The following is an 18,371-nucleotide window of genomic DNA, read 5'->3' on the forward strand; positions in this document are numbered from 1 at the left end:
CCACGGTGAACTCTCTCATTCCGCTGCTGGTCGCGGCGCCGCTGCTCGGTGCCGCCCTGCTGCTGCTCGGCGGCCGTGCGCTGGACCGGGTCGGACCCTGGCTGGGCACGCTGGCCGCCGCGCTCTCGTTCGGCTTCGGGCTGGCCCTCTTCGCGAGCATGCTGGGCCGAAGCACCGGCCAACGCCCGGTCCACGTCCACCTGTTCAGCTGGGTGCCGGTCGCCGGGTTCCGGGCCGACGTGGCCTTCCAGCTCGACCAGCTGTCGATGACCTTCGTGCTGCTGATCACCGGTGTCGGCACCCTGATCCACCTCTACTCGGTGGGTTACATGGCGCACGACGAGCGCAGGCGCCGGTTCTTCGGCTACCTCAACCTCTTCCTGGCCGCCATGCTGCTGCTCGTGCTGGCCGACAACTACCTGCTGTTGTACGTCGGTTGGGAGGGTGTCGGGCTCGCCTCGTACCTGCTGATCGGGTTCTGGCAGCACAAGCCCAGCGCGGCCACCGCGGCCAAGAAGGCCTTCATCGTCAACCGGGTCGGCGACATGGGACTGTCGATCGCGATCATGCTGATGTTCGCCCAGTTCGGCAGCTTCGCGTTCGGCCCGGTCTTCGCCACGGCGGGCCAGGCCAGCCAGGGCCGGCTGACCGCGATCGCGCTGATGCTGCTGCTGGCGGCCTGCGGCAAGTCGGCCCAGGTGCCGCTGCAGTCCTGGCTCGGGGACGCGATGGAGGGCCCGACCCCGGTCTCCGCGCTGATCCACGCGGCGACCATGGTGACCGCCGGCGTCTACCTGATCACCCGCTCTAACGTGATCTTCGACCTCGCGCCGGACGCCCGGACCGCGGTGGTCTGCGTCGGTGCGGTGACGCTGCTCTTCGGTGCGATCGTCGGTTGCGCCAAGGACGACATCAAGAAGGCGCTGGCCGGCTCGACCATGTCGCAGATCGGCTACATGGTGCTGGCGGCCGGTCTCGGCCCGGTCGGCTACGTCTTCGCGATCATGCACCTGGTCACCCACGGCTTCTTCAAGGCCGGGCTGTTCCTCGGCGCCGGGTCGGTCATGCACGGCATGAACGACGAGGTGAACATGCGGCACTACGGCGGCCTGCGGAAGTCGATGCCGATCACCTTCGTCACCTTCGGCCTCGGCTACCTGGCGATCATCGGGTTCCCCGGGTTGTCCGGCTTCTTCTCCAAGGACAAGATCATCGAGGCGGCCTTCGCGACGGGCGGCACCGAGGGCTGGATCCTCGGCACGGTCACCCTGCTGGGCGCCGCGATCACCGCGTTCTACATGACCCGGGTGATGATCCTGACCTTCTTCGGCGAGAAGCGCTGGCAGCCCGACCCGGTCACCGGCGAGGAGCCGCACCCGCACGAGTCGCCGAGCGTCATGACGCTGCCGATGATCCTGCTGGCCTTCGGCTCGGTCTTCGCCGGCGGTCTGTTCGCCCTCAACAGCTCCTTCCTGCACTGGCTGGAGCCGGTCACCGGGCACAGCGAGGGCCACTCGCCGCTGTCGTCGATCGCGGTCTCGCTGATCGCCACGGTCTGCATGCTGGCCGGCGTCGGGGTCGCCTACCTGGTGTACGGGCGCGACCCGGTGCCGGTCGCCCCGCCGGTCGGCTCGGCACTCACCCGGGCCGCCCGTCGCGACCTGCTGCAGGACGAGTTCAACCACGCCGTGCTGGTCCGGCCGGGCTCGGGGCTCACCGCCGCGCTGGTCTACTTCGACAGCAAGGGCCTGGACGGCTTCGTCAACGGACTGGCCGCCACCATCGGCGGGGTCTCCAGCCGGCTGCGCCGGGTGCAGACCGGCTACGTCCGCTCCTACGCCCTCTCCATGTTCGGCGGCACGCTGGTGCTGGTCGCCACCACTCTCCTGATGAGGTCGGTATGAGCCAACTGCTGACCGCCACCTGCGCCGTGCCGGCCGCCGGGGCGATCCTGACCGCGGCCCTGCCGGCGGGCACCACGGACGCCCGGCGGCGGACCACCAAGTCGATCGCGCTCGGCGTCTCCGTGCTGACCCTGGGCCTGGCCGCCGCGGTGGCCGCCGAGTTCAAGCCGGGCGGCGCGCGGTTCCAACTCACCGAGTCCCACAGCTGGATCCGCTCGTTCGGGATCACCTTCTCGCTCGGGGTGGACGGCATCGGCGTGGTGCTGGTGCTGCTCACCGCGGTGCTGGTGCCCTTCGTGATGCTGGCCTCCTGGCACGACGCGGATCCGCCCGCCTCCGGGCAGCAGGGGCCCAAACCGAGCCCCGACGGCTCGTTCGAGAACAGGCGCCGCACCCAGGGCTTCTTCGCGCTGATCCTGGCCGTGGAGGCGATGGTCATCGTCTCGTTCCTGGCCACCGACGTCTTCCTGTTCTACGTCTTCTTCGAAGCCATGCTGATCCCGATGTACTTCCTGATCGGCGGCTTCGGCGACCGGATCGGCGGCGCCGAGGCCGCGCGCCAACGCTCGTACGCCGCCGTCAAGTTCCTGCTCTACAACCTGCTCGGCGGGCTGGTCATGCTGGCCGCGGTGATCGGGCTGTACGTGCTGGCGCAGAACCAGGGGGTCGGCACCTTCGACCTGCAGAGCCTGACCACGGCGGTCGCGGACGGAAAGCTCACCCTCGACCCGACCGCCGAACGGGCGCTCTTCCTGGGCTTCTTCTTCGCCTTCGCGGTGAAGGCCCCGCTCTGGCCGCTGCACACCTGGCTGCCGAACGCGATGGGCGAGTCGACCCCCGGCACGGCCGTACTGATCACCGCGGTGGTCGACAAGGTCGGCACCTTCGCGATGCTCCGGTTCTGCCTGGGCCTCTTCCCCGCCGCCTCGAAGTTCTTCGCGCCGGCGATCCTGGTGCTCGCGGTGGTCGGGATCATCTACGGCGCGCTGCTCGCGGTCGGCCAGAAGGACATCAAGCGACTGGTCGCCTACGCCTCGATCTCGCACTTCGGCTTCATCATCATGGGCATCTTCGCGATGACCAGCCAGGGCCAGAGCGGCGCCACCCTCTACATGGTCAACCACGGCATCTCCACCGCGCTGTTGATGCTGATCGCCGGGTTCCTGATCTCCCGCCGCGGCTCGCGGCTGATCGCCGACTACGGCGGCGTGCAGAAGGTCGCCCCGGTGCTGGCCGGGACCTTCCTGATCGGCGGCCTGGCCACCCTGTCGCTGCCCGGACTCGGGCCGTTCGTCAGTGAGTTCCTGGTGCTGGTCGGCACCTTCACCCGCTACCCGGCGCTCGGCATCATCGCCACCCTGGGCATCGTGCTGGCAGCGCTGTACGTGCTGGTGCTCTACCAGCGCACCATGACCGGTCCGGTGCGGCCCGCGGTGCGCGCCATGCCGGACCTCAGGGCGCGCGAACTCCTCGTGGTGGCACCGCTGGTGGCGCTGACCGTGGCGCTCGGCGTCTACCCGAAGCCGCTCACCGACCTGGTGAACCCGGCGGTGGCCGCCACGCTCTCGCAGGTCCACCGCACCGACCCGGCCCCGGCCCACCCGGTGGCCATCACCGCAGGAGGTGAGCAGAAGTGAGCGCAGCCCCCACGGCCACCGTCCACAGCCTGTGGATGGCCGCCGGGCCCGGCAGCACCGTGAGCATCCCGGCGCCGCAGATCGAGTACCACCAGTTGTCCCCGATGCTGATCGTCTTCGGCACCGCGGTGGCGGGCGTCCTGGTGGAGGCCTTCGTGCCGCGCCGGGCCCGCCGCGCCGTGCAGATCCCGCTGGCGCTGGCCGGGCTGCTGGCCGCCTTCGCCATGGTGGTCGTGCTGGCCACGCAGGGCTACGCGGGCACCAAGAGCGGTCTGCTGGCGATGGGTTCGGTGGCGCTGGACGGCCCGGCGCTCTTCCTGCAGGGCGTGATCCTGCTGGTCTCGGTGGTCGCCGTGCTGACCTACGCGGAGCGCGCGCTCGACCCGCGGACCGAGGGCGCGGCCGCCGACGCCTTCACCGCCCAGGGCGCGGCCACCCCGGGCGGCGAGCAGGAACGGGAGGCGACCAGGGCCGGCTTCCGCACCACCGAGGTGTACCCGCTGACCCTGTTCGCGGTCGGCGGGATGCTGCTCTTCCCGGCCGCCAACGACCTGCTGACCATGTTCGTGGCGCTGGAGGTCCTCTCGCTGCCGCTCTACCTGCTCTGCGCGCTGGCCCGGCGGCGCCGGCTGCTCTCCCAGGAGGCGGCCGTCAAGTACTTCCTGCTGGGCGCCTTCGCCTCGGCGTTCTTCCTGTTCGGCAGCGCGCTGCTGTACGGCTACGCGGGCAGCTTCCGGCTGCCGGACATCGCGGACGTGATCTCCGGGGTCGCCCCGGTCACCCCGGCGCTGGCGAACACCACGCAGAACGACGCGCTGCTGCTGATCGGGCTGGCGATGGTCGCGGTGGGCCTGCTCTTCAAGGTCGGCGCCGTCCCGTTCCAGGCCTGGACCCCGGACGTCTACCAGGGCGCCCCGACCCCGGTCACCGGGTTCATGGCCGCCGCCACCAAGGTGGCCGCCTTCGGTGCGCTGCTGCGGCTGTTCTACGTCGCCTTCCCCGGCCTGCGCTGGGACTGGCGACCGGTCATGTGGGGCGTGGCGATCCTGACCATGGTGGCCGGGGCGCTGCTCGCGGTCACCCAGCAGGACGTCAAGCGGCTGCTGGCGTACTCCTCGATCGCGCACGCCGGGTTCATCCTGACCGGCGTGATCGCCACCAACCGGCAGGGCCTGGGCGCGGTGCTCTTCTACCTGCTGGCGTACTCCTTCGTGACGCTCGGCGCGTTCGCCGTGGTCACCCTGGTGCGCGACTCCCGGGGCGAGGCCACCCACCTGTCCAGCTGGGCCGGGCTGGGCCGGCGCTCGCCGCTGGTCGCGGCGGTCTTCGCGCTCTTCCTGCTGGCCTTCGCCGGGATCCCACTGACCAGCGGATTCACCGGGAAGTTCGCGGTGTTCCAGGCCGCGGCGGCGGGCGGGGCGACCCCGCTGGTCATCGTGGGTGTGCTGAGTTCCGCGGTGGCGGCGTTCTTCTACATCCGGGTGATCGTGTTGATGTTCTTCTCCGACCCGCAGCCGAACGGCCCGGCGGTGGTGATCCCGAGCGGTTTCACGGCCGCGGCCATCACGCTCGGTGTGCTGGTGACAGTGGGTCTGGGAGTGCTCCCGCAGTACTTCCTGGATCTCGCCTCCAAGGCCGCCCTGTTCGTCAGGTAGCGCGTGTCGCACGGTCCGGGTCCGGGGCGTCAGGCCCCTGGCCCGGACCGTTCTTCGCCCCCGTACCCGCACGCCCGTGCAGTGATCCACTCACGACCGGATACGCTGCTGGGGAACGGCAGCGGCGGCATCAGGGACCGGACCGCATGATCGACCGGCGACAGGAGTGGTCTTCGTGACCGTCGTGGGACCCTTCGGGCTCAGCGTGCAGGACCGCGATCTGACCCGTGACGTCCAGGCCGGGATGGCGGCGGTGGAGGCGGCGCTCAGCGAGGCGGTGAAGAGCGACGTGCCGTTCATCACCATCACCGCCAGCCACCTCATCGAGGCCGGCGGCAAGCGCTTCCGTCCGCTGCTGGTGATGCTGGCCGCCCAGTTCGGCGACCCGTACGCGCCCGGCGTGGTGCCGGCCGCCGTGGTGGTCGAGCTGACCCACCTGGCCACGCTGTACCACGACGACGTGATGGACGAGGCCCCGGTCCGGCGCGGCGCGCCCAGCGCCAACGCCCGCTGGGACAACTCGGTGGCCATCCTCACCGGCGACTTCCTCTTCTCGCGCGCCTCCCAGGTGCTGGCCGACCTCGGCCCGGAGGCGGTCCGGATCCAGGCCGACGCCTTCGAGCGTCTGGTCACCGGCCAGATCCTGGAGACCGCCGGCCCGCGCCCCGGCGACGACCCGCTCACCCACTACCTGGACGTGATCGCCGGCAAGACCGGCTCGCTGATCGCCGTCTCCGGCCGGTTCGGCGCGCTGATGGCCGGCGCCGAGCCGTGGGTGGTGGACATCCTCACCCAGTACGGCGAGCGGATGGGCACCGCCTTCCAGCTGGCCGACGACGTGCTGGACATCGCCAGCGACGGCCACGAGTCCGGCAAGACCCCCGGCACCGACCTGCGCGAGGGCGTGCCGACGCTGCCCGTGCTGCTGCTGGAGTCGATGCCGGTGGACGGGAGCGACCCGGAGGACGCCCGGCTGCGCGAGCTGCTCCGGCAGGACCTCACCGACGACCGGCGGCACGCCGAGGCGCTGCGCCTGCTGCGCCGCCACCCGGCGCTGGAGCGGGCCCGTCGGGAGACGCTGCGCTACGCGGAGGAGGCCCGCGCGCTGCTCGACCCGCTGCCGGAGGGGCCGGCCAAGGCGGCGTTGCAGGGCCTCTGCGACACCGTGGCGATCCGTACCATGTGAGCGTTCAACCACTCACGGGGGAAGGCCACCCATGCTGCGCGTCGTCATCGCCGAGGACTCGGTCCTGCTCCGGGAGGGCCTGACCCGGCTGCTCAGCGACCGCGGCCTGGAGGTGGTGGCCGGGGTCGGCGACGGCGAGTCGCTGCTGCGGGTGGTCGGCGAGCTGGCGGCGGCCGGCGCGCTGCCCGACGTGGTGGTGGCGGACGTCCGGATGCCGCCGACCCACACCGACGAGGGCGTCCGGGCCTGCGTGGCGCTCCGCGGGTGGTACCCGGAGCTGGGGGTGCTGGTGCTCTCGCAGTACGTCGAGCAGAGTTACGCCTCGGAGCTGCTGGCCGGCTCCACCCGGGGGATCGGCTACCTGCTCAAGGACCGGGTGGCCGAGGTGCGCGAGTTCGTCGACGCGGTGGTCCGGGTGGCCGGCGGCGGCACCGCGCTGGACCCGGAGGTGGTGCAGCAGCTGCTGATCCGCAGCCGGCGCGGCGACGCGTTGGCCGGGCTCACCCCGCGGGAGCGCGAGGTGCTGGGGCTGATGGCCGAGGGGCGCACCAACGCCGCGGTGGCCAGGCAGCTGGTGGTCTCGGACGGCGCGGTGGAGAAGCACGTCAGCAACATCTTCCTCAAGCTCGGGCTGGCGCAGAGCCCGGAGGACCACCGCCGGGTGCTGGCGGTGCTCAGGTACCTCGACTCCTGAGGGGCCAGGCTCCCGCGGGAATGCCTTTGCGGCACGGATTGTTGACACCGAACGCAGGTTGAGGACGCAGGGTTTTAGATACAACCCAGGAAATCTCTAGCCGCATAGGATGCGATTCGGTGCACCAGGCGGACGGGGCACACGGCTCACGCCCGCGGCTGGTGCCCCTGAGGGAGGTCCGCGGCAGTGACCAGCGAGGTCGATCAGGCAGAGACAGCGAGCGGTGGTCCGGGCGGCCCGAAGGGCCGTGCGGAGCCGGATGCGGCGGTGCGCGGCAAGCCGATCCGCCGGCTGGACCGGGTGATCATCCGGTTCGCCGGGGACAGCGGCGACGGAATGCAGCTCACCGGTGACCGGTTCACCTCGGAGACCGCCTCGTTCGGCAACGACCTGTCCACCCTGCCGAACTTCCCGGCCGAGATCCGGGCGCCCGCCGGCACCCTGCCGGGCGTCTCCAGTTTCCAGTTGCACTTCGCCGACCACGACATCCTGACCCCTGGTGACGCTCCCGACGTGCTGGTCGCGATGAACCCGGCGGCGCTCAAGGCGAACCTGGGGGACCTGCCGCGCGGCGCCGGGATCATCGTCAACACCGACGAGTTCACCAAGCGGGCACTGGCCAAGGTCGGGTACGCCGCCGACCCGCTGGGTGACGACTCGCTGAGTGCCTACCGGCTGCACAAGGTGCCGCTGACCACGCTGACCCTGGAGGCGCTCAAGGACAGCGGGCTGGCCCGCAGGGACGCCGAGCGGGCGAAGAACATGTTCGCGCTCGGGTTGCTGTCGTGGATGTACCACCGGCCGACCAAGAGCACCGAAAGCTTCCTGCGGAAGAAGTTCGCCAAGAAGCCGCTGGTCGCCGAGGCGAACATCACGGCGTTCCGGGCGGGTTGGAACTTCGGGGAGACGACGGAGGAGTTCGCGGTCTCCTACGAGGTGCCGCCGGCCAAGCTGGCGCCCGGGCGGTACCGCAACATCTCCGGCAACCTGGCGTTGGCGTACGGGCTGGTGGCCGCCTCCGAGCGGTCGGGGCTGCCGCTCTTCCTCGGCTCGTACCCGATCACGCCGGCCTCGGACATCCTGCACGAGCTGTCCAAGCACAAGAACTTCGGCGTGCGGACCTTCCAGGCCGAGGACGAGATCGCCGGCATCGGCGCCGCGCTCGGTGCGGCCTTCGGCGGTTCGCTGGGTGTGACCACCACGTCCGGGCCGGGCGTGGCGCTGAAGTCGGAGACCATCGGCCTGGCGGTCTCGCTCGAACTGCCGTTGCTGGTGGTGGACATCCAGCGCGGCGGGCCGTCCACCGGGCTGCCGACCAAGACCGAGCAGGCCGACCTGTTGCAGGCGATGTTCGGGCGCAACGGTGAGGCGCCGGTGCCGATCGTGGCCCCGGCCACCCCGGCCGAGTGCTTCACGGCCGCGCTGGAGGCGGCCCGGATCGCGGTCACCTACCGCACCCCGGTGATGCTGCTCTCGGACGGCTACCTGGCCAACGGCTCGGAGCCGTGGCGGATCCCCGAGACGGACGAACTGCCGGCCATCGAGCCCGGGTTCGCCACCGGGCCGAACCACGTGCTGGAGGACGGCAGCGAGGTCTTCCGGCCCTACCAGCGCGACCCGCGCACGCTGGCCCGGCCGTGGGCGATCCCCGGGACCCCCGGCCTGGAGCACCGGGTGGGCGGCATCGAGAAGCAGGACGGCACCGGGAACATCTCCTACGACCCGGCCAACCACGACCTGATGGTCCGCACCCGGCAGGCCAAGGTGGACGGCATCACCGTGCCGGAGCTGACCGTTGACGATCCGGACGGCGACTCCCGGGTGCTGGTGCTGGGGTGGGGCTCGACCTACGGGCCGATCACCGCCGCGGTGCGCCGGGTCCGGACGGACGGCGGGAAGGTCGCCCAGGCGCACCTGCGCCACCTCAACCCCTTCCCGGCCAACCTCGGTACGGTGCTGGCCGGTTACGACAAGGTGGTCGTGCCGGAGATGAACCTGGGGCAACTCGCCCTGCTGTTGCGCGCCAAGTACCTGGTGGACGCGCAGTCCTACAACCAGGTCCGCGGACTGCCCTTCAAGGCAGCCCAGTTGGCCGATGTGCTGTGGGCCGCCCTTGGCGCGCTGGAAGGGGAGTGACCGCCATGACCGAGACGCCTTACCGTTCGCTCAAGCTGGTCCCGAAGGCCGAATCGCCGCAGAGCGCCAAGGACTTCAAGACCGACCAGGAGGTCCGCTGGTGCCCCGGCTGCGGGGACTACGCGATCCTGGCCGCCGTGCAGGCCTTCATGCCCGAGCTGGGCATCCGCCGGGAGAACACCGTCTTCGTCTCCGGGATCGGCTGCTCGTCGCGGTTCCCGTACTACATGAACACCTACGGGATGCACTCGATCCACGGCCGCGCGCCGGCCATCGCGACCGGGCTGGCCACCTCGCGCACCGACCTCAGTGTCTGGGTGGTCACCGGGGACGGCGACGCGCTCTCGATCGGTGGCAACCACCTGATCCACGCGCTGCGCCGGAACGTCAACCTGAAGATCCTGCTCTTCAACAACCGGATCTACGGGCTGACCAAGGGCCAGTACTCGCCGACCTCGGAGCTCGGCAAGATCACCAAGTCCACGCCGATGGGGTCGCTGGACGCGCCGTTCAACCCGCTCTCGCTGGCGATCGGTGCGGAGGCCGGCTTCGTCGCCCGGACCATCGACTCCGACCGCAAGCACCTGCAGTCGGTGCTGCGCGCGGCGGCCGAGCACGAGGGCACCGCGTTCGTGGAGATCTACCAGAACTGCAACATCTTCAACGACGGCGCGTTCGAGGTGCTCAAGGACGCCAGCACCGCGGAGCGGGCGCTGATCCGGCTGGAGCACGGCCAGCCGATCCGCTTCGCCGACCAGGGCGTCTTCCGTGACCCGGCCAGCGGCACGCTGTTCACCGCGGAGGTGACGGCGGCCAACGAGGGCGAGGTGCTGGTGCACGACGCGCACGCCGCCGATCCGGCCACCGCCTTCGCGCTCTCCCGCCTCGCCGACGCGCACACCCTGGACCACACCCCGATCGGGGTGCTGCGCAGCGTCGAACGCCCGGTCTACGACTCGTTGATGGCCGATCAGCTGGCCGCCGCGGTGGACCGGAGCGGGCCGGGCGATCTGGCCGCGCTGCTGGCCGGCAGCGACACCTGGACGGTCGACTGACGGTCCTCGCCCCGGTGCCCGGCAGCCGCTTGCCGGGCACCGGGTCGACTGGCAGCCTGAACGGGTGATCGACTCCGCGACCGCTCAGGACGCCACCGACCCGTTCCTCCAGCACCGCCGGCTGCTCTTCGGCACGGCCTACCGGATGCTCGGCAGCGTGGCCGAGGCGGAGGACATCCTCCAGGACACCTGGCTCAGGTGGTCCGCGGTGGACCGGGCGTCGGTCGCCAACCCGAAGGCGTACCTGGTCAAGGCGGTGACCAACCTGGCGATCAACCGGCTGCGGTCGGCGCAGCTGCGCCGCGAGGCGTACGTCGGGCCGTGGCTGCCCGAGCCGCTGCTGACCGCACCGGACACCGCCGAGGAGGCGGTGCGGGCCGACTCGGTCTCGACCGCGCTGCTGGTGGTGCTGGAGACGCTCGGGCCGGTCGAGCGGGCGGTCTTCGTGCTGCGCGAGGTGTTCGGTTACGCGCACGCCGAGATCGCCGAGGTGCTGGGTCGTCCGGAGCCGGCGGTGCGGCAGATCGCGCACCGGGCCAAGGCGCACGTCCGGGACCGGCGCCCGCGCTACGACACCGATCCCGAGCAGCGCCGCCGGGTCACCGAACGGTTCATGGCCGCCTGCGCGGGCGGCGACCTGTCCGCCGTCCTGGAGCTGCTCGCGCCGGACGTGGTGGCCTGGTCGGACGGCGGCGGCATCGTCAGCGCGGCCCGCCGCCCGCTGTACGGCCCCGACCACGTGGCCCGCTGGCTGCTCGGGGTGCTGGCCAAGCCCGCCGCGCAGGGGATCGTGGCCGAGCCGGCCGAGGTCAACGGGCAGCTGGGCGTGGTCTTCTCGTACGGCGGTGCGCCGGCCGGCGCGCTCACCCTCGACCTGGTGGACGGCCGGATCCAGGCGCTGCGGGCCCAGCTCAATCCGGAGAAGCTGGCGGGCCTGCGCCCGTCGGCCGGATGAGCGGGGGCCGGGTCGCCACGCTCCGTCACCCGGCGTCACTGTCATGACCAAACTCTGGTTATGGAGATGACAGCGGTGGCTCGCGGCCGCTACCGTCGGCACGGATCAGCGCCGGTCAGCAGGGAGGGACACGATGTCGACGCAGGAGTCCCGACGGCCGCCCGGCCGCTCCCGTGACGGTGACGAGCAGGGCCGCGGCCTCTGGCTCGGCGCCGCCGCGTACGGGATGTGGGGCCTCTTCCCGCTCTACTGGCCGCTGCTGGAGCCCAGCGGTTCCGGCGAGATCCTGGCCCATCGAATGGTCTGGTCGCTGGTCGTCGCGCTGCTGATCCTCACCGTCCAGCGGCGCTGGGCCTGGCTGCGGCCGATGCTGCGCCAGCCCCGCCGGCTCGCCATGTCGGCCGCGGCCGCCGCGGTGATCTCGATCAACTGGGGCACCTACATCTGGGGCGTGAACTCCGGCCACGTCGTCGAGACCAGCCTGGGCTACTTCATCAACCCGCTGGTCACCATCGCCTTGGGCGTGCTGGTGCTGAAGGAGCGGCTGCGCCGGGTGCAGTGGGTCGCCGTCGGGATCGGCGGGCTCGCCGTGGTGGTGCTGACCCTGGGCTACGGCCGGCTGCCCTGGATCGCGCTCACCCTGGCGTTCTCCTTCGCGCTCTACGGCCTGTTCAAGAAGCAGGTCGGGCTGGGCGGCGCGGAGAGCTTCGCGCTGGAGACCGCCTTCATCTTCCCCTTCGCGCTCGGCTACCTGCTCTACCTGGGCGGCACCGGTCACACCACCTTCGGGCACGGTGCCGGCCACACCGCGTTGCTGATGCTCAGCGGTCTGATCACCGCGATCCCGCTGCTCTGCTTCGGCGCCTCGGCGATCCGGGTGCCGCTCTCCACCATGGGGCTGTTGCAGTACCTGGCGCCGGTGTTCCAGTTCGCGATCGGGGTCGCGTACTTCCACGAGTCGATGCCGCCGGAGCGCTGGGCCGGGTTCGGCCTGGTCTGGGTCGCGCTGGCGGTGCTCAGCTGGGACGCGCTGCGCCGGGTGAGGGCGGAGCGCGCGACGGCCCGCGCGGTGCCCGCCGAGGGTGCCGGGGCCGCCCCGGCGGTCACCCGCTGAGGGCCCCGGACCAGCCCCCTAGGCGGTGATGTCCCGGGTGGTGAAGCGGGCCCAGGCGGCCGAGCCGAAGACGGCCACGTAGAGCGCCTGCAGTCCGAGGTCGCGCAGTACCCCGTCCCAGTACATCGGCTGTCGCAGCAGGTCGGCGAAGCTCAGCCACTGGTGGGTGAAGAGCCAGGGCTGGATCGCGGCCAGCTGCGGGAAGCTGTCCAGCACCTGGACGATCACCACCAGGCCGACCGTGGTCGCCATCGCGGCGATCCCGCTGCCGGTCAGGGTGGAGACGAAGAGCCCGATCGCGGCCAGCCCGGACAACGAGAGCGCCACCACCACGGCGATCAGCAGGGCCCGCAGCAGCGCCTGGCCCAGACCGATGGTGTCGCCGGAGAGCAGTGTCACCCGCCCCACCGGGAAGAGCGCGGCGCCGGTGGCCAGCGCGGCGAGCGAGACCGTCGCCGTGGCCGCCGCGCAGAACGTCAGTACGGCGGTGAACTTGGCCGCCAGCAGCCGGTTCCGCCCGGCCGGCGCCACCAGCAGGTAGCGCAGCGTCCCGGTGGCGGCCTCGCCGGCCACCGCGTCACCGGCCACCACGCCCACCGTCATCGGCAGGAAGACCGGCAGCGAGACGGCCAGCGCGGTGAAGGTCAGGAAGACGCCGTTCTGGGTGACCTGGGCGAGGAACGCCGGGCCGCCGTCGCCGCCGTGCGTGCCGCCGGTCTCCATCTTCACCACGACGCCGATCAGCACCGGCAGCGCGGCCAGGAAGCCCAGCAGGACCAGCGTCCTGGTCCGTCGGAAGGTCAGCCGCAGCTCGCTGGCGAACAGCGCCAGGAACCCGGCCGCCGTCTGCGGCCGAGGGCCGGCCGGCGGCGCGGCGGCGGTCGGCTCGGCCGCCCCGGTCGGCGCGGCCTCAACCTGCGACATCGAAACCCTCCCCGGTCAGCGCCACGAAGGCGTCCTCCAACGTGCCCCGCTCCAGGCCGAAGCCGTGCACCCGCACCCCGGCCTCGACCAGTGCGGCGCAGAGCCCGGGCAGCAGGGTCTCGTCCGGGCCGGCCGCCTCGCCGTCCACCCGGCCCTCGCCGGCCCGCAGGTCGGTCACCCGGTGGGCGGCCAGCACCTCGGTGGCCCGCTCGGTGTCCGGGGTGCGCACCACCAGCCGGCCCTTGGCCCGGGCGGCCAGCTCGGCGACCGTGCCCTGCACCACCAGCCGGCCCTTGGACATCACGGCGGCGTGCGTGCACACCTGCTCGATCTCGTCCAACAGGTGCGAGGAGAGGAAGACCGTGGTGCCCTCCGCCGCCACCTCGCGGACCAGCGCCCGGATCTCCCGCATGCCCTGCGGGTCGAGGCCGTTGGTCGGCTCGTCCAGCACCAGCAGCTCGCGCGGCTGGAGCAGCGCCGAGGCGAGACCGAGCCGCTGTTTCATGCCGAGCGAGTAGGCCCGGGCCTTCTTGCCGGCCGCCGCGGTCAGGCCGACCCGGTCGAGCGCCTCGGCGATCCGGCGCCCCCGGGTGCGCGGGTCGGCGGTCGGGTCGGCGGCGTCGTACCGGGCGAGGTTGTCCCGCCCGGAGAGGAAGCCGTACAGCGCCGGGCCCTCGATCAGCGCGCCCACCCGGGGCAGCACGCTGCCCACCGACTGCGGCATCGAGGCGCCGAGCACCGTCGCCACGCCCGAGGTCGGGGCGATCAGGCCCATCAGCATCCGGATGGTGGTGGTCTTGCCCGAGCCGTTGGGGCCCAGGAAGCCGAAGACGCTGCCCCGCGGGACCGTCAGGTCCAGCCCGTCCACGGCGAGCTGGCCGCCGGCGAAACGCTTGGTCAGCCCCCGGGTACGGATCACCGGAGCACCCCCGGCGGGGGCCGGGCCGGCCTCGGCCGCCCGGCCCCCCGTCGTGGTCTCCAGCGGCGGAGCTCCGGTCACTACTTCACCCCGGCCGCGGCCTGGAGGACCGGCAGGGTGACCGCGCCGGCGTACACGTGGTCGTCGTTGGTGATCAGCACGTTGACCACGTTGGTGCTGATCAGCGTGCCGCCGTCGACCGGCTTGCCGAACGACTTGACCAGCGCGGAGGCGCTCGGGACGCCCTGGTGACGGCCCTTGGCCCGGCCGGCCCGGTCGTTGCCGGTGACCGCCTCGGCGGTCTGGTCGGTGGGCAGCTGGAGCGAGAGCACGGTGGTCCAGCCGGTCCCGGTGACCGACACGCCGTGGCCGCCGGTCCCGGCCTTCCCACCGGTCCTCGGCTTCTCGGGACCGGCCGGCTGCTCGGTCACCTTGGCGCCCTTCGGGGGCGTGAAGGTGAAGGTACTGGCGGCCGGCGCGGTGAACGAGACGTCGCTGAAGTGGACGTCCAGCACGGTCGAGCCGCCGGTCGAGGTGGCCACCACGGCCAGCGGCGTGCCGTTGGCGGCGTCCACCGCGATCCGCACCTCGCCGATGGTGGAACCGGCCTGCCTGGGCTTCACGCTCAGCTGGTACGCGCTGCGCCCGGCCACCGTGGTGGTGGCGGCCACGGTGACCGTGCTGGTGCTCGCGGAGTCGGCGAGGAGCTGCTGGGCGGCCTGCGCGGGCGTGGTCGGCAGGTTGGTCGGGAGCTGCGGCCGGTGGTCCCGCGCGGTGTGGTCCTGCGGGGCCGTCAGGTGCACCGCCTGGTCGCTCGCGCTGTCCCAGGCCCAGAGCTGGTCGCCGTTGTGGATCAGGTCGTACTCGGCCAGGCTCTCGACCAGGGCCACCCGCTGCCGGTCCGGGCCGTCCGCCGAGACCCGCAGGGTGTGGTCGCCGGCCAACAGGGTGGTCAGCCGGGACTCCGGTGAGGCGGCGGCCGCGTTGTCGCCCTGCTGGGCCTGGCCGCTGCCGCCGGCCGCGCCCGCGGTGCCCGTCACGGCGGCCGCCGCGCCACCGTGGCCCGCCGCGTCCAGCAGCTCGGCGGGGATGCCGAGGTCGGCGGAGACCTGGACCGTCCCGCTCAGCTGCTGGGCACCGCCGCTCAGTGCCTTGGCCACCAGCTGCTGGGCCGTCAGCTGCGGCAGCGCTGGTGCGCCGGAGTCGGCCAGCGCCGGTACCAGACCGATGCCGGTCGCCGCCACCGCCGCGATGGCCACCGGCACCAGCACCCGGACGGCCGTACGCCGCCGGGCGTGGAAGACCTGGCCGGTCTCCGCGTCCTCGAAGTCCTCGAACCCCGCGTACTGCGTCATGTCCCGCCCTCCGTCGGCATTCCGCTGATCTCACTCCATTAGATGGCAGCCGCCCGTTCACGGCATCGCCCCACGGGTCCAAGACTCGGTACATCTCCGGGGGCATCCGACCCTGACCCGGTCTCAGGGTCGCGGTGGGGGAGGGGTCCTCCTCCCGGCGTACGGGCGTCCTCCCGCTGGGCTAGGGTCTGGCCATGGACTCCACCCGCCCCGCCCCGCCGACCGCCACCGCCATGCGCCGGGCCCTGCGCCGGGCCCGCGACGGGGTCGCGCTGGACACCGCCGAGGCCGCCGTGCTGCTGCAGGCCCGGGGGGACGACCTGGGCGACCTCTGCGCGACCGCCTCCCGGCTGCGCGACGCGGGCCTGGCGGCGGTCGGCCGGTCAGGGATCATCACCTACTCCAAGAAGGTGTTCGTCCCGCTCACCCGGCTCTGCCGCAACCGCTGTCACTACTGCACCTTCGTCACCGTGCCCGGCAAGCTGCGGCGGGACGGCCACGGGCTCTACATGTCCCCCGACGAGGTGCTGGACATCGCCCGCCGGGGCGCTGAACTGGGCTGCAAGGAGGCCCTGTTCACGCTCGGCGACCGGCCCGAGGACCGCTGGTCGGAGGCCCGCGAGTGGCTGGACGCGCACGGTTACGACGACACCATCGCCTACGTCCGGGCGATCTCGGTGCGGATCCTGGAGGAGACCGGCCTGCTGCCGCACCTCAACCCGGGCGTGTTGAGCTGGACCGACTTCCAGCGCCTGAAGCCGGTCTCGCCCTCGATGGGGATGATGCTGGAGACCACCGCGACCCGGCTCTGGTCCGAGCCCTCCGGCCCGCACCACGGCTCCCCGGACAAGGAGCCGGCCGTCCGGCTCCGGGCGCTGGAGGACGCCGGGCGCAGCGCCGTCCCGTACACCACCGGGCTGCTGATCGGCATCGGCGAGACCCACCTGGAGCGCGCCGAGTCGATCTTCGCGATCCGCCGGATCGCCCGGCAGTACCAGGGCGTCCAGGAAGTGATCATCCAGAACTTCCGGGCCAAGCCGGACACCGCGATGCGCGACGTGCCGGACGCCGAACTCGAGGAGCTGGCCGCGACGATCGCGGTCACCCGGGTGGTGCTCGGCCCGTCCGCCCGGGTGCAGGCGCCGCCGAACCTGGTGGACGACCAGTACCCGCTGATCATCGGCGCCGGCATCGACGACTGGGGCGGTGTCTCCCCGCTCACCCCCGACCACGTCAACCCGGAGCGCCCCTGGCCGCAGATCGAGCGACTGGCCGAGCTGACCGCGGCCCAGGGCTTCCAGCTGCGCGAGCGGCTGACCATCTATCCGGAGTTCCTGAAGCGCGGCGAGCCCTGGCTGGACCCGCGGCTGCGGCCGCACGTCGAGGCGCTGGTCGACCCGGAGACCCTGCTGGCCCGGGAGGAGGCCCGGCCGGTCGGCCTGCGCTGGCAGGAGCCGGAGCAGCTGCCGGCCGCCGCCGGCCGTACCGACCTGCACCGGACCATCGACACCGAGGGCAGATCCGCCGACCGCCGGGCCGACTTCGAGGAGGTCTACGGCGACTGGGAGGCGCTGCGCGAGCAGGTCCGGGCGATGGCGCCGGAGCGGATCGACGGTGACCTCCGGTCCGCCCTCGCGACGGCCGCGGACGACCCCACCCGGCTGACCGACCAGCAGGCGCTGGCCCTGCTGCACGCCGACGGCCCGGCGCTGGACGCGCTCTGCGCGATCGCCGACGCGGTCCGCCGCGACGCCGTCGGCGACACCGTCACCTACTGCGTCACCCGGAACATCAACTTCACCAACGTCTGTTACACCGGCTGCCGGTTCTGCGCCTTCGCCCAGCGCCGCACCGACGCCGACGCCTACACCCTGTCGCTCGACCAGGTGGCCGACCGGGCCGCGCAGGCCTGGGAGGTCGGTGCCACCGAGGTGTGCATGCAGGGCGGGATCCACCCGGACCTGCCCGGCACCGCCTACTTCGACATCGCCCGCGCGGTGAAGGAGCGGGTGCCCGGCATGCACGTGCACGCCTTCTCGCCGATGGAGGTGGTCAACGGCGCCACCCGGACCGGCCTGTCGATCCGGGACTGGCTGCAGCGGGCCAAGGAGGCCGGCCTGGACAGCATCCCGGGCACCGCCGCCGAGATCCTGGACGACGAGGTCCGCTGGGTGCTCACCAAGGGCAAGCTGCCGGCCGCCACCTGGGTCGAGGTCGTCAGCACCGCCCACGAGCTGGGCCTGCGCTCCTCCTCGACGATGATGTACGGCCACGTGGACACCCCCGCGCACTGGCTCGGTCACCTGCGCCTGCTGGCCGGGATCCAGCAGCGCACCGGGGGCTTCACCGAGTTCGTCACGCTGCCGTTCATCCACACCAACGCGCCGGTCTACCTGGCCGGGATCGCCCGGCCCGGCCCGACCGCGCGCGACAACCGGGTGGTGGTGGCGATGGCCCGGCTGCTGCTGCACCCGCACATCCGCAACATCCAGACCAGCTGGGTGAAGCTGGGCGCGGAGGGCGCCGCCGAGATGCTCCGCAGCGGCGCCAACGACCTGGGCGGCACGCTGATGGAGGAGACCATCTCGCGGATGGCCGGCTCGGCCTACGGCAGCTACAAGTCGGTCCGCGACCTGGAGGCGATCGCGACCGCCGCCGGGCGCCCGTCCCGCCAGCGCACCACCCTCTACGGGGAGGTCCCGCCCGAGCGCCGGGCCGCCGCCCTCGCCTCGGACGGCCACCTGCCGAAGCTGCTGCCGGTACTGGACTGATCCGCCGCGCGCTGGCGTTGACGCCGACGGCAAGGTCTAGCGTCGGAGCACCGAGCAGAGGGAGGA

13 protein-coding genes are annotated in these 18,371 nt (G+C 72.3%); 10 read left to right on the plus strand and 3 right to left on the minus strand.

All coding sequences use genetic code 11. The features are described from left to right. Positions 1 to 5 precede the first annotated feature (5 nt). The 9 genes from nuoL to rarD all read left to right on the plus strand — a co-directional run bounded on the left by nuoL (position 6) and on the right by rarD (position 12,336). Entirely contained in the window at positions 6 to 1,904 is a 1,899-nt protein-coding gene (nuoL, locus tag ACZ38L_RS08310) for an NADH-quinone oxidoreductase subunit L (protein ID WP_465690460.1), read from the plus strand. Further along, entirely contained in the window at positions 1,901 to 3,541 is a 1,641-nt protein-coding gene (locus ACZ38L_RS08315) for an NADH-quinone oxidoreductase subunit M (protein WP_465690462.1), read from the plus strand. The genes nuoL and ACZ38L_RS08315 overlap by 4 nt, the downstream gene beginning before the upstream one ends. Positions 3,542 to 3,576: 35 nt before the next feature. Further along, positions 3,577 to 5,196: an NADH-quinone oxidoreductase subunit NuoN gene (nuoN, locus tag ACZ38L_RS08320; protein ID WP_465690602.1), complete on the plus strand. Its 1,620-nt coding sequence runs from the start codon at positions 3,577 to 3,579 to the stop codon at positions 5,194 to 5,196. A 175-nt stretch (positions 5,197 to 5,371) separates the two neighbouring features. Then, complete coding sequence (locus ACZ38L_RS08325; RefSeq protein ID WP_465690464.1) at positions 5,372 to 6,382, plus strand: polyprenyl synthetase family protein; 1,011 nt, start codon at positions 5,372 to 5,374, stop codon at positions 6,380 to 6,382. A 34-nt stretch (positions 6,383 to 6,416) separates the two neighbouring features. Then, positions 6,417 to 7,076 carry a LuxR C-terminal-related transcriptional regulator gene (locus ACZ38L_RS08330; protein ID WP_465690604.1) on the plus strand — a complete coding sequence of 220 codons (660 nt, stop codon included), beginning with the start codon at positions 6,417 to 6,419 and terminating at the stop codon, positions 7,074 to 7,076. A gap of 186 nt (positions 7,077 to 7,262) precedes the next feature. Then, complete coding sequence (locus ACZ38L_RS08335; RefSeq protein WP_465690466.1) at positions 7,263 to 9,212, plus strand: 2-oxoacid:acceptor oxidoreductase subunit alpha; 1,950 nt, start codon at positions 7,263 to 7,265, stop codon at positions 9,210 to 9,212. Between the two features lie 5 nt (positions 9,213 to 9,217). Continuing rightward, positions 9,218 to 10,267, plus strand: a complete 1,050-nt coding sequence (locus ACZ38L_RS08340) for a 2-oxoacid:ferredoxin oxidoreductase subunit beta (protein WP_465690468.1) — start codon at positions 9,218 to 9,220, stop codon at positions 10,265 to 10,267. Positions 10,268 to 10,331: 64 nt separating this feature from the next. Beyond that, a complete protein-coding gene (locus ACZ38L_RS08345; protein ID WP_465690470.1) occupies positions 10,332 to 11,222 on the plus strand; it encodes an RNA polymerase sigma-70 factor in 891 nt (296 codons plus the stop codon). A gap of 133 nt (positions 11,223 to 11,355) precedes the next feature. Next, a complete protein-coding gene (gene rarD, locus ACZ38L_RS08350) occupies positions 11,356 to 12,336 on the plus strand; it encodes an EamA family transporter RarD (RefSeq protein WP_465690472.1) in 981 nt (326 codons plus the stop codon). 18 nt (positions 12,337 to 12,354) lie between these two features. Here the strand turns inward: rarD and ACZ38L_RS08355 are convergent, their stop codons facing one another. Genes ACZ38L_RS08355 through ACZ38L_RS08365 form a run of 3 tightly spaced genes read right to left on the minus strand, consistent with a single transcriptional unit; the run spans position 12,355 to position 15,534 of the window. After that, positions 12,355 to 13,260, minus strand: a complete 906-nt coding sequence (locus tag ACZ38L_RS08355) for an ABC transporter permease (protein WP_465690475.1) — start codon at positions 13,258 to 13,260, stop codon at positions 12,355 to 12,357. Beyond that, positions 13,247 to 14,242 carry an ABC transporter ATP-binding protein gene (locus tag ACZ38L_RS08360; protein WP_465690606.1) on the minus strand — a complete coding sequence of 332 codons (996 nt, stop codon included), beginning with the start codon at positions 14,240 to 14,242 and terminating at the stop codon, positions 13,247 to 13,249. Before ACZ38L_RS08360 ends, ACZ38L_RS08355 begins: the two co-directional genes overlap by 14 nt. A 17-nt stretch (positions 14,243 to 14,259) precedes the next feature. Beyond that, the gene (locus tag ACZ38L_RS08365) at positions 14,260 to 15,534 is read right to left on the minus strand and encodes a LolA family protein (protein ID WP_465690477.1); all 1,275 of its coding nucleotides are present in this window, start codon (positions 15,532 to 15,534) and stop codon (positions 14,260 to 14,262) included. A gap of 194 nt (positions 15,535 to 15,728) precedes the next feature. On the opposite strand from ACZ38L_RS08365, the gene ACZ38L_RS08370 reads away from it, so the two are divergent. After that, entirely contained in the window at positions 15,729 to 18,305 is a 2,577-nt protein-coding gene (locus ACZ38L_RS08370; protein WP_465690479.1) for a bifunctional FO biosynthesis protein CofGH, read from the plus strand. Positions 18,306 to 18,371: the final 66 nt, after the last annotated feature.

It is taken from the genome of Kitasatospora sp. NPDC024654 (genome assembly GCF_055559155.1).

Coding starts and splice junctions, on each gene's coding strand:
- ACZ38L_RS08315 (WP_465690462.1), top strand. CDS start 1,901: ATGAGCCAACTGCTGACCGCCACCTGCGCCGTGCCGGCCGCCGGGGCG.
- nuoN (WP_465690602.1), top strand. CDS start 3,577: ATGGCCGCCGGGCCCGGCAGCACCGTGAGCATCCCGGCGCCGCAGATC.
- ACZ38L_RS08340 (WP_465690468.1), top strand. CDS start 9,218: ATGACCGAGACGCCTTACCGTTCGCTCAAGCTGGTCCCGAAGGCCGAA.
- rarD (WP_465690472.1), top strand. CDS start 11,356: ATGTCGACGCAGGAGTCCCGACGGCCGCCCGGCCGCTCCCGTGACGGT.
- ACZ38L_RS08355 (WP_465690475.1), bottom strand. CDS start 13,260: ATGTCGCAGGTTGAGGCCGCGCCGACCGGGGCGGCCGAGCCGACCGCC.
- ACZ38L_RS08365 (WP_465690477.1), bottom strand. CDS start 15,534: ATGACGCAGTACGCGGGGTTCGAGGACTTCGAGGACGCGGAGACCGGC.
- ACZ38L_RS08370 (WP_465690479.1), top strand. CDS start 15,729: ATGGACTCCACCCGCCCCGCCCCGCCGACCGCCACCGCCATGCGCCGG.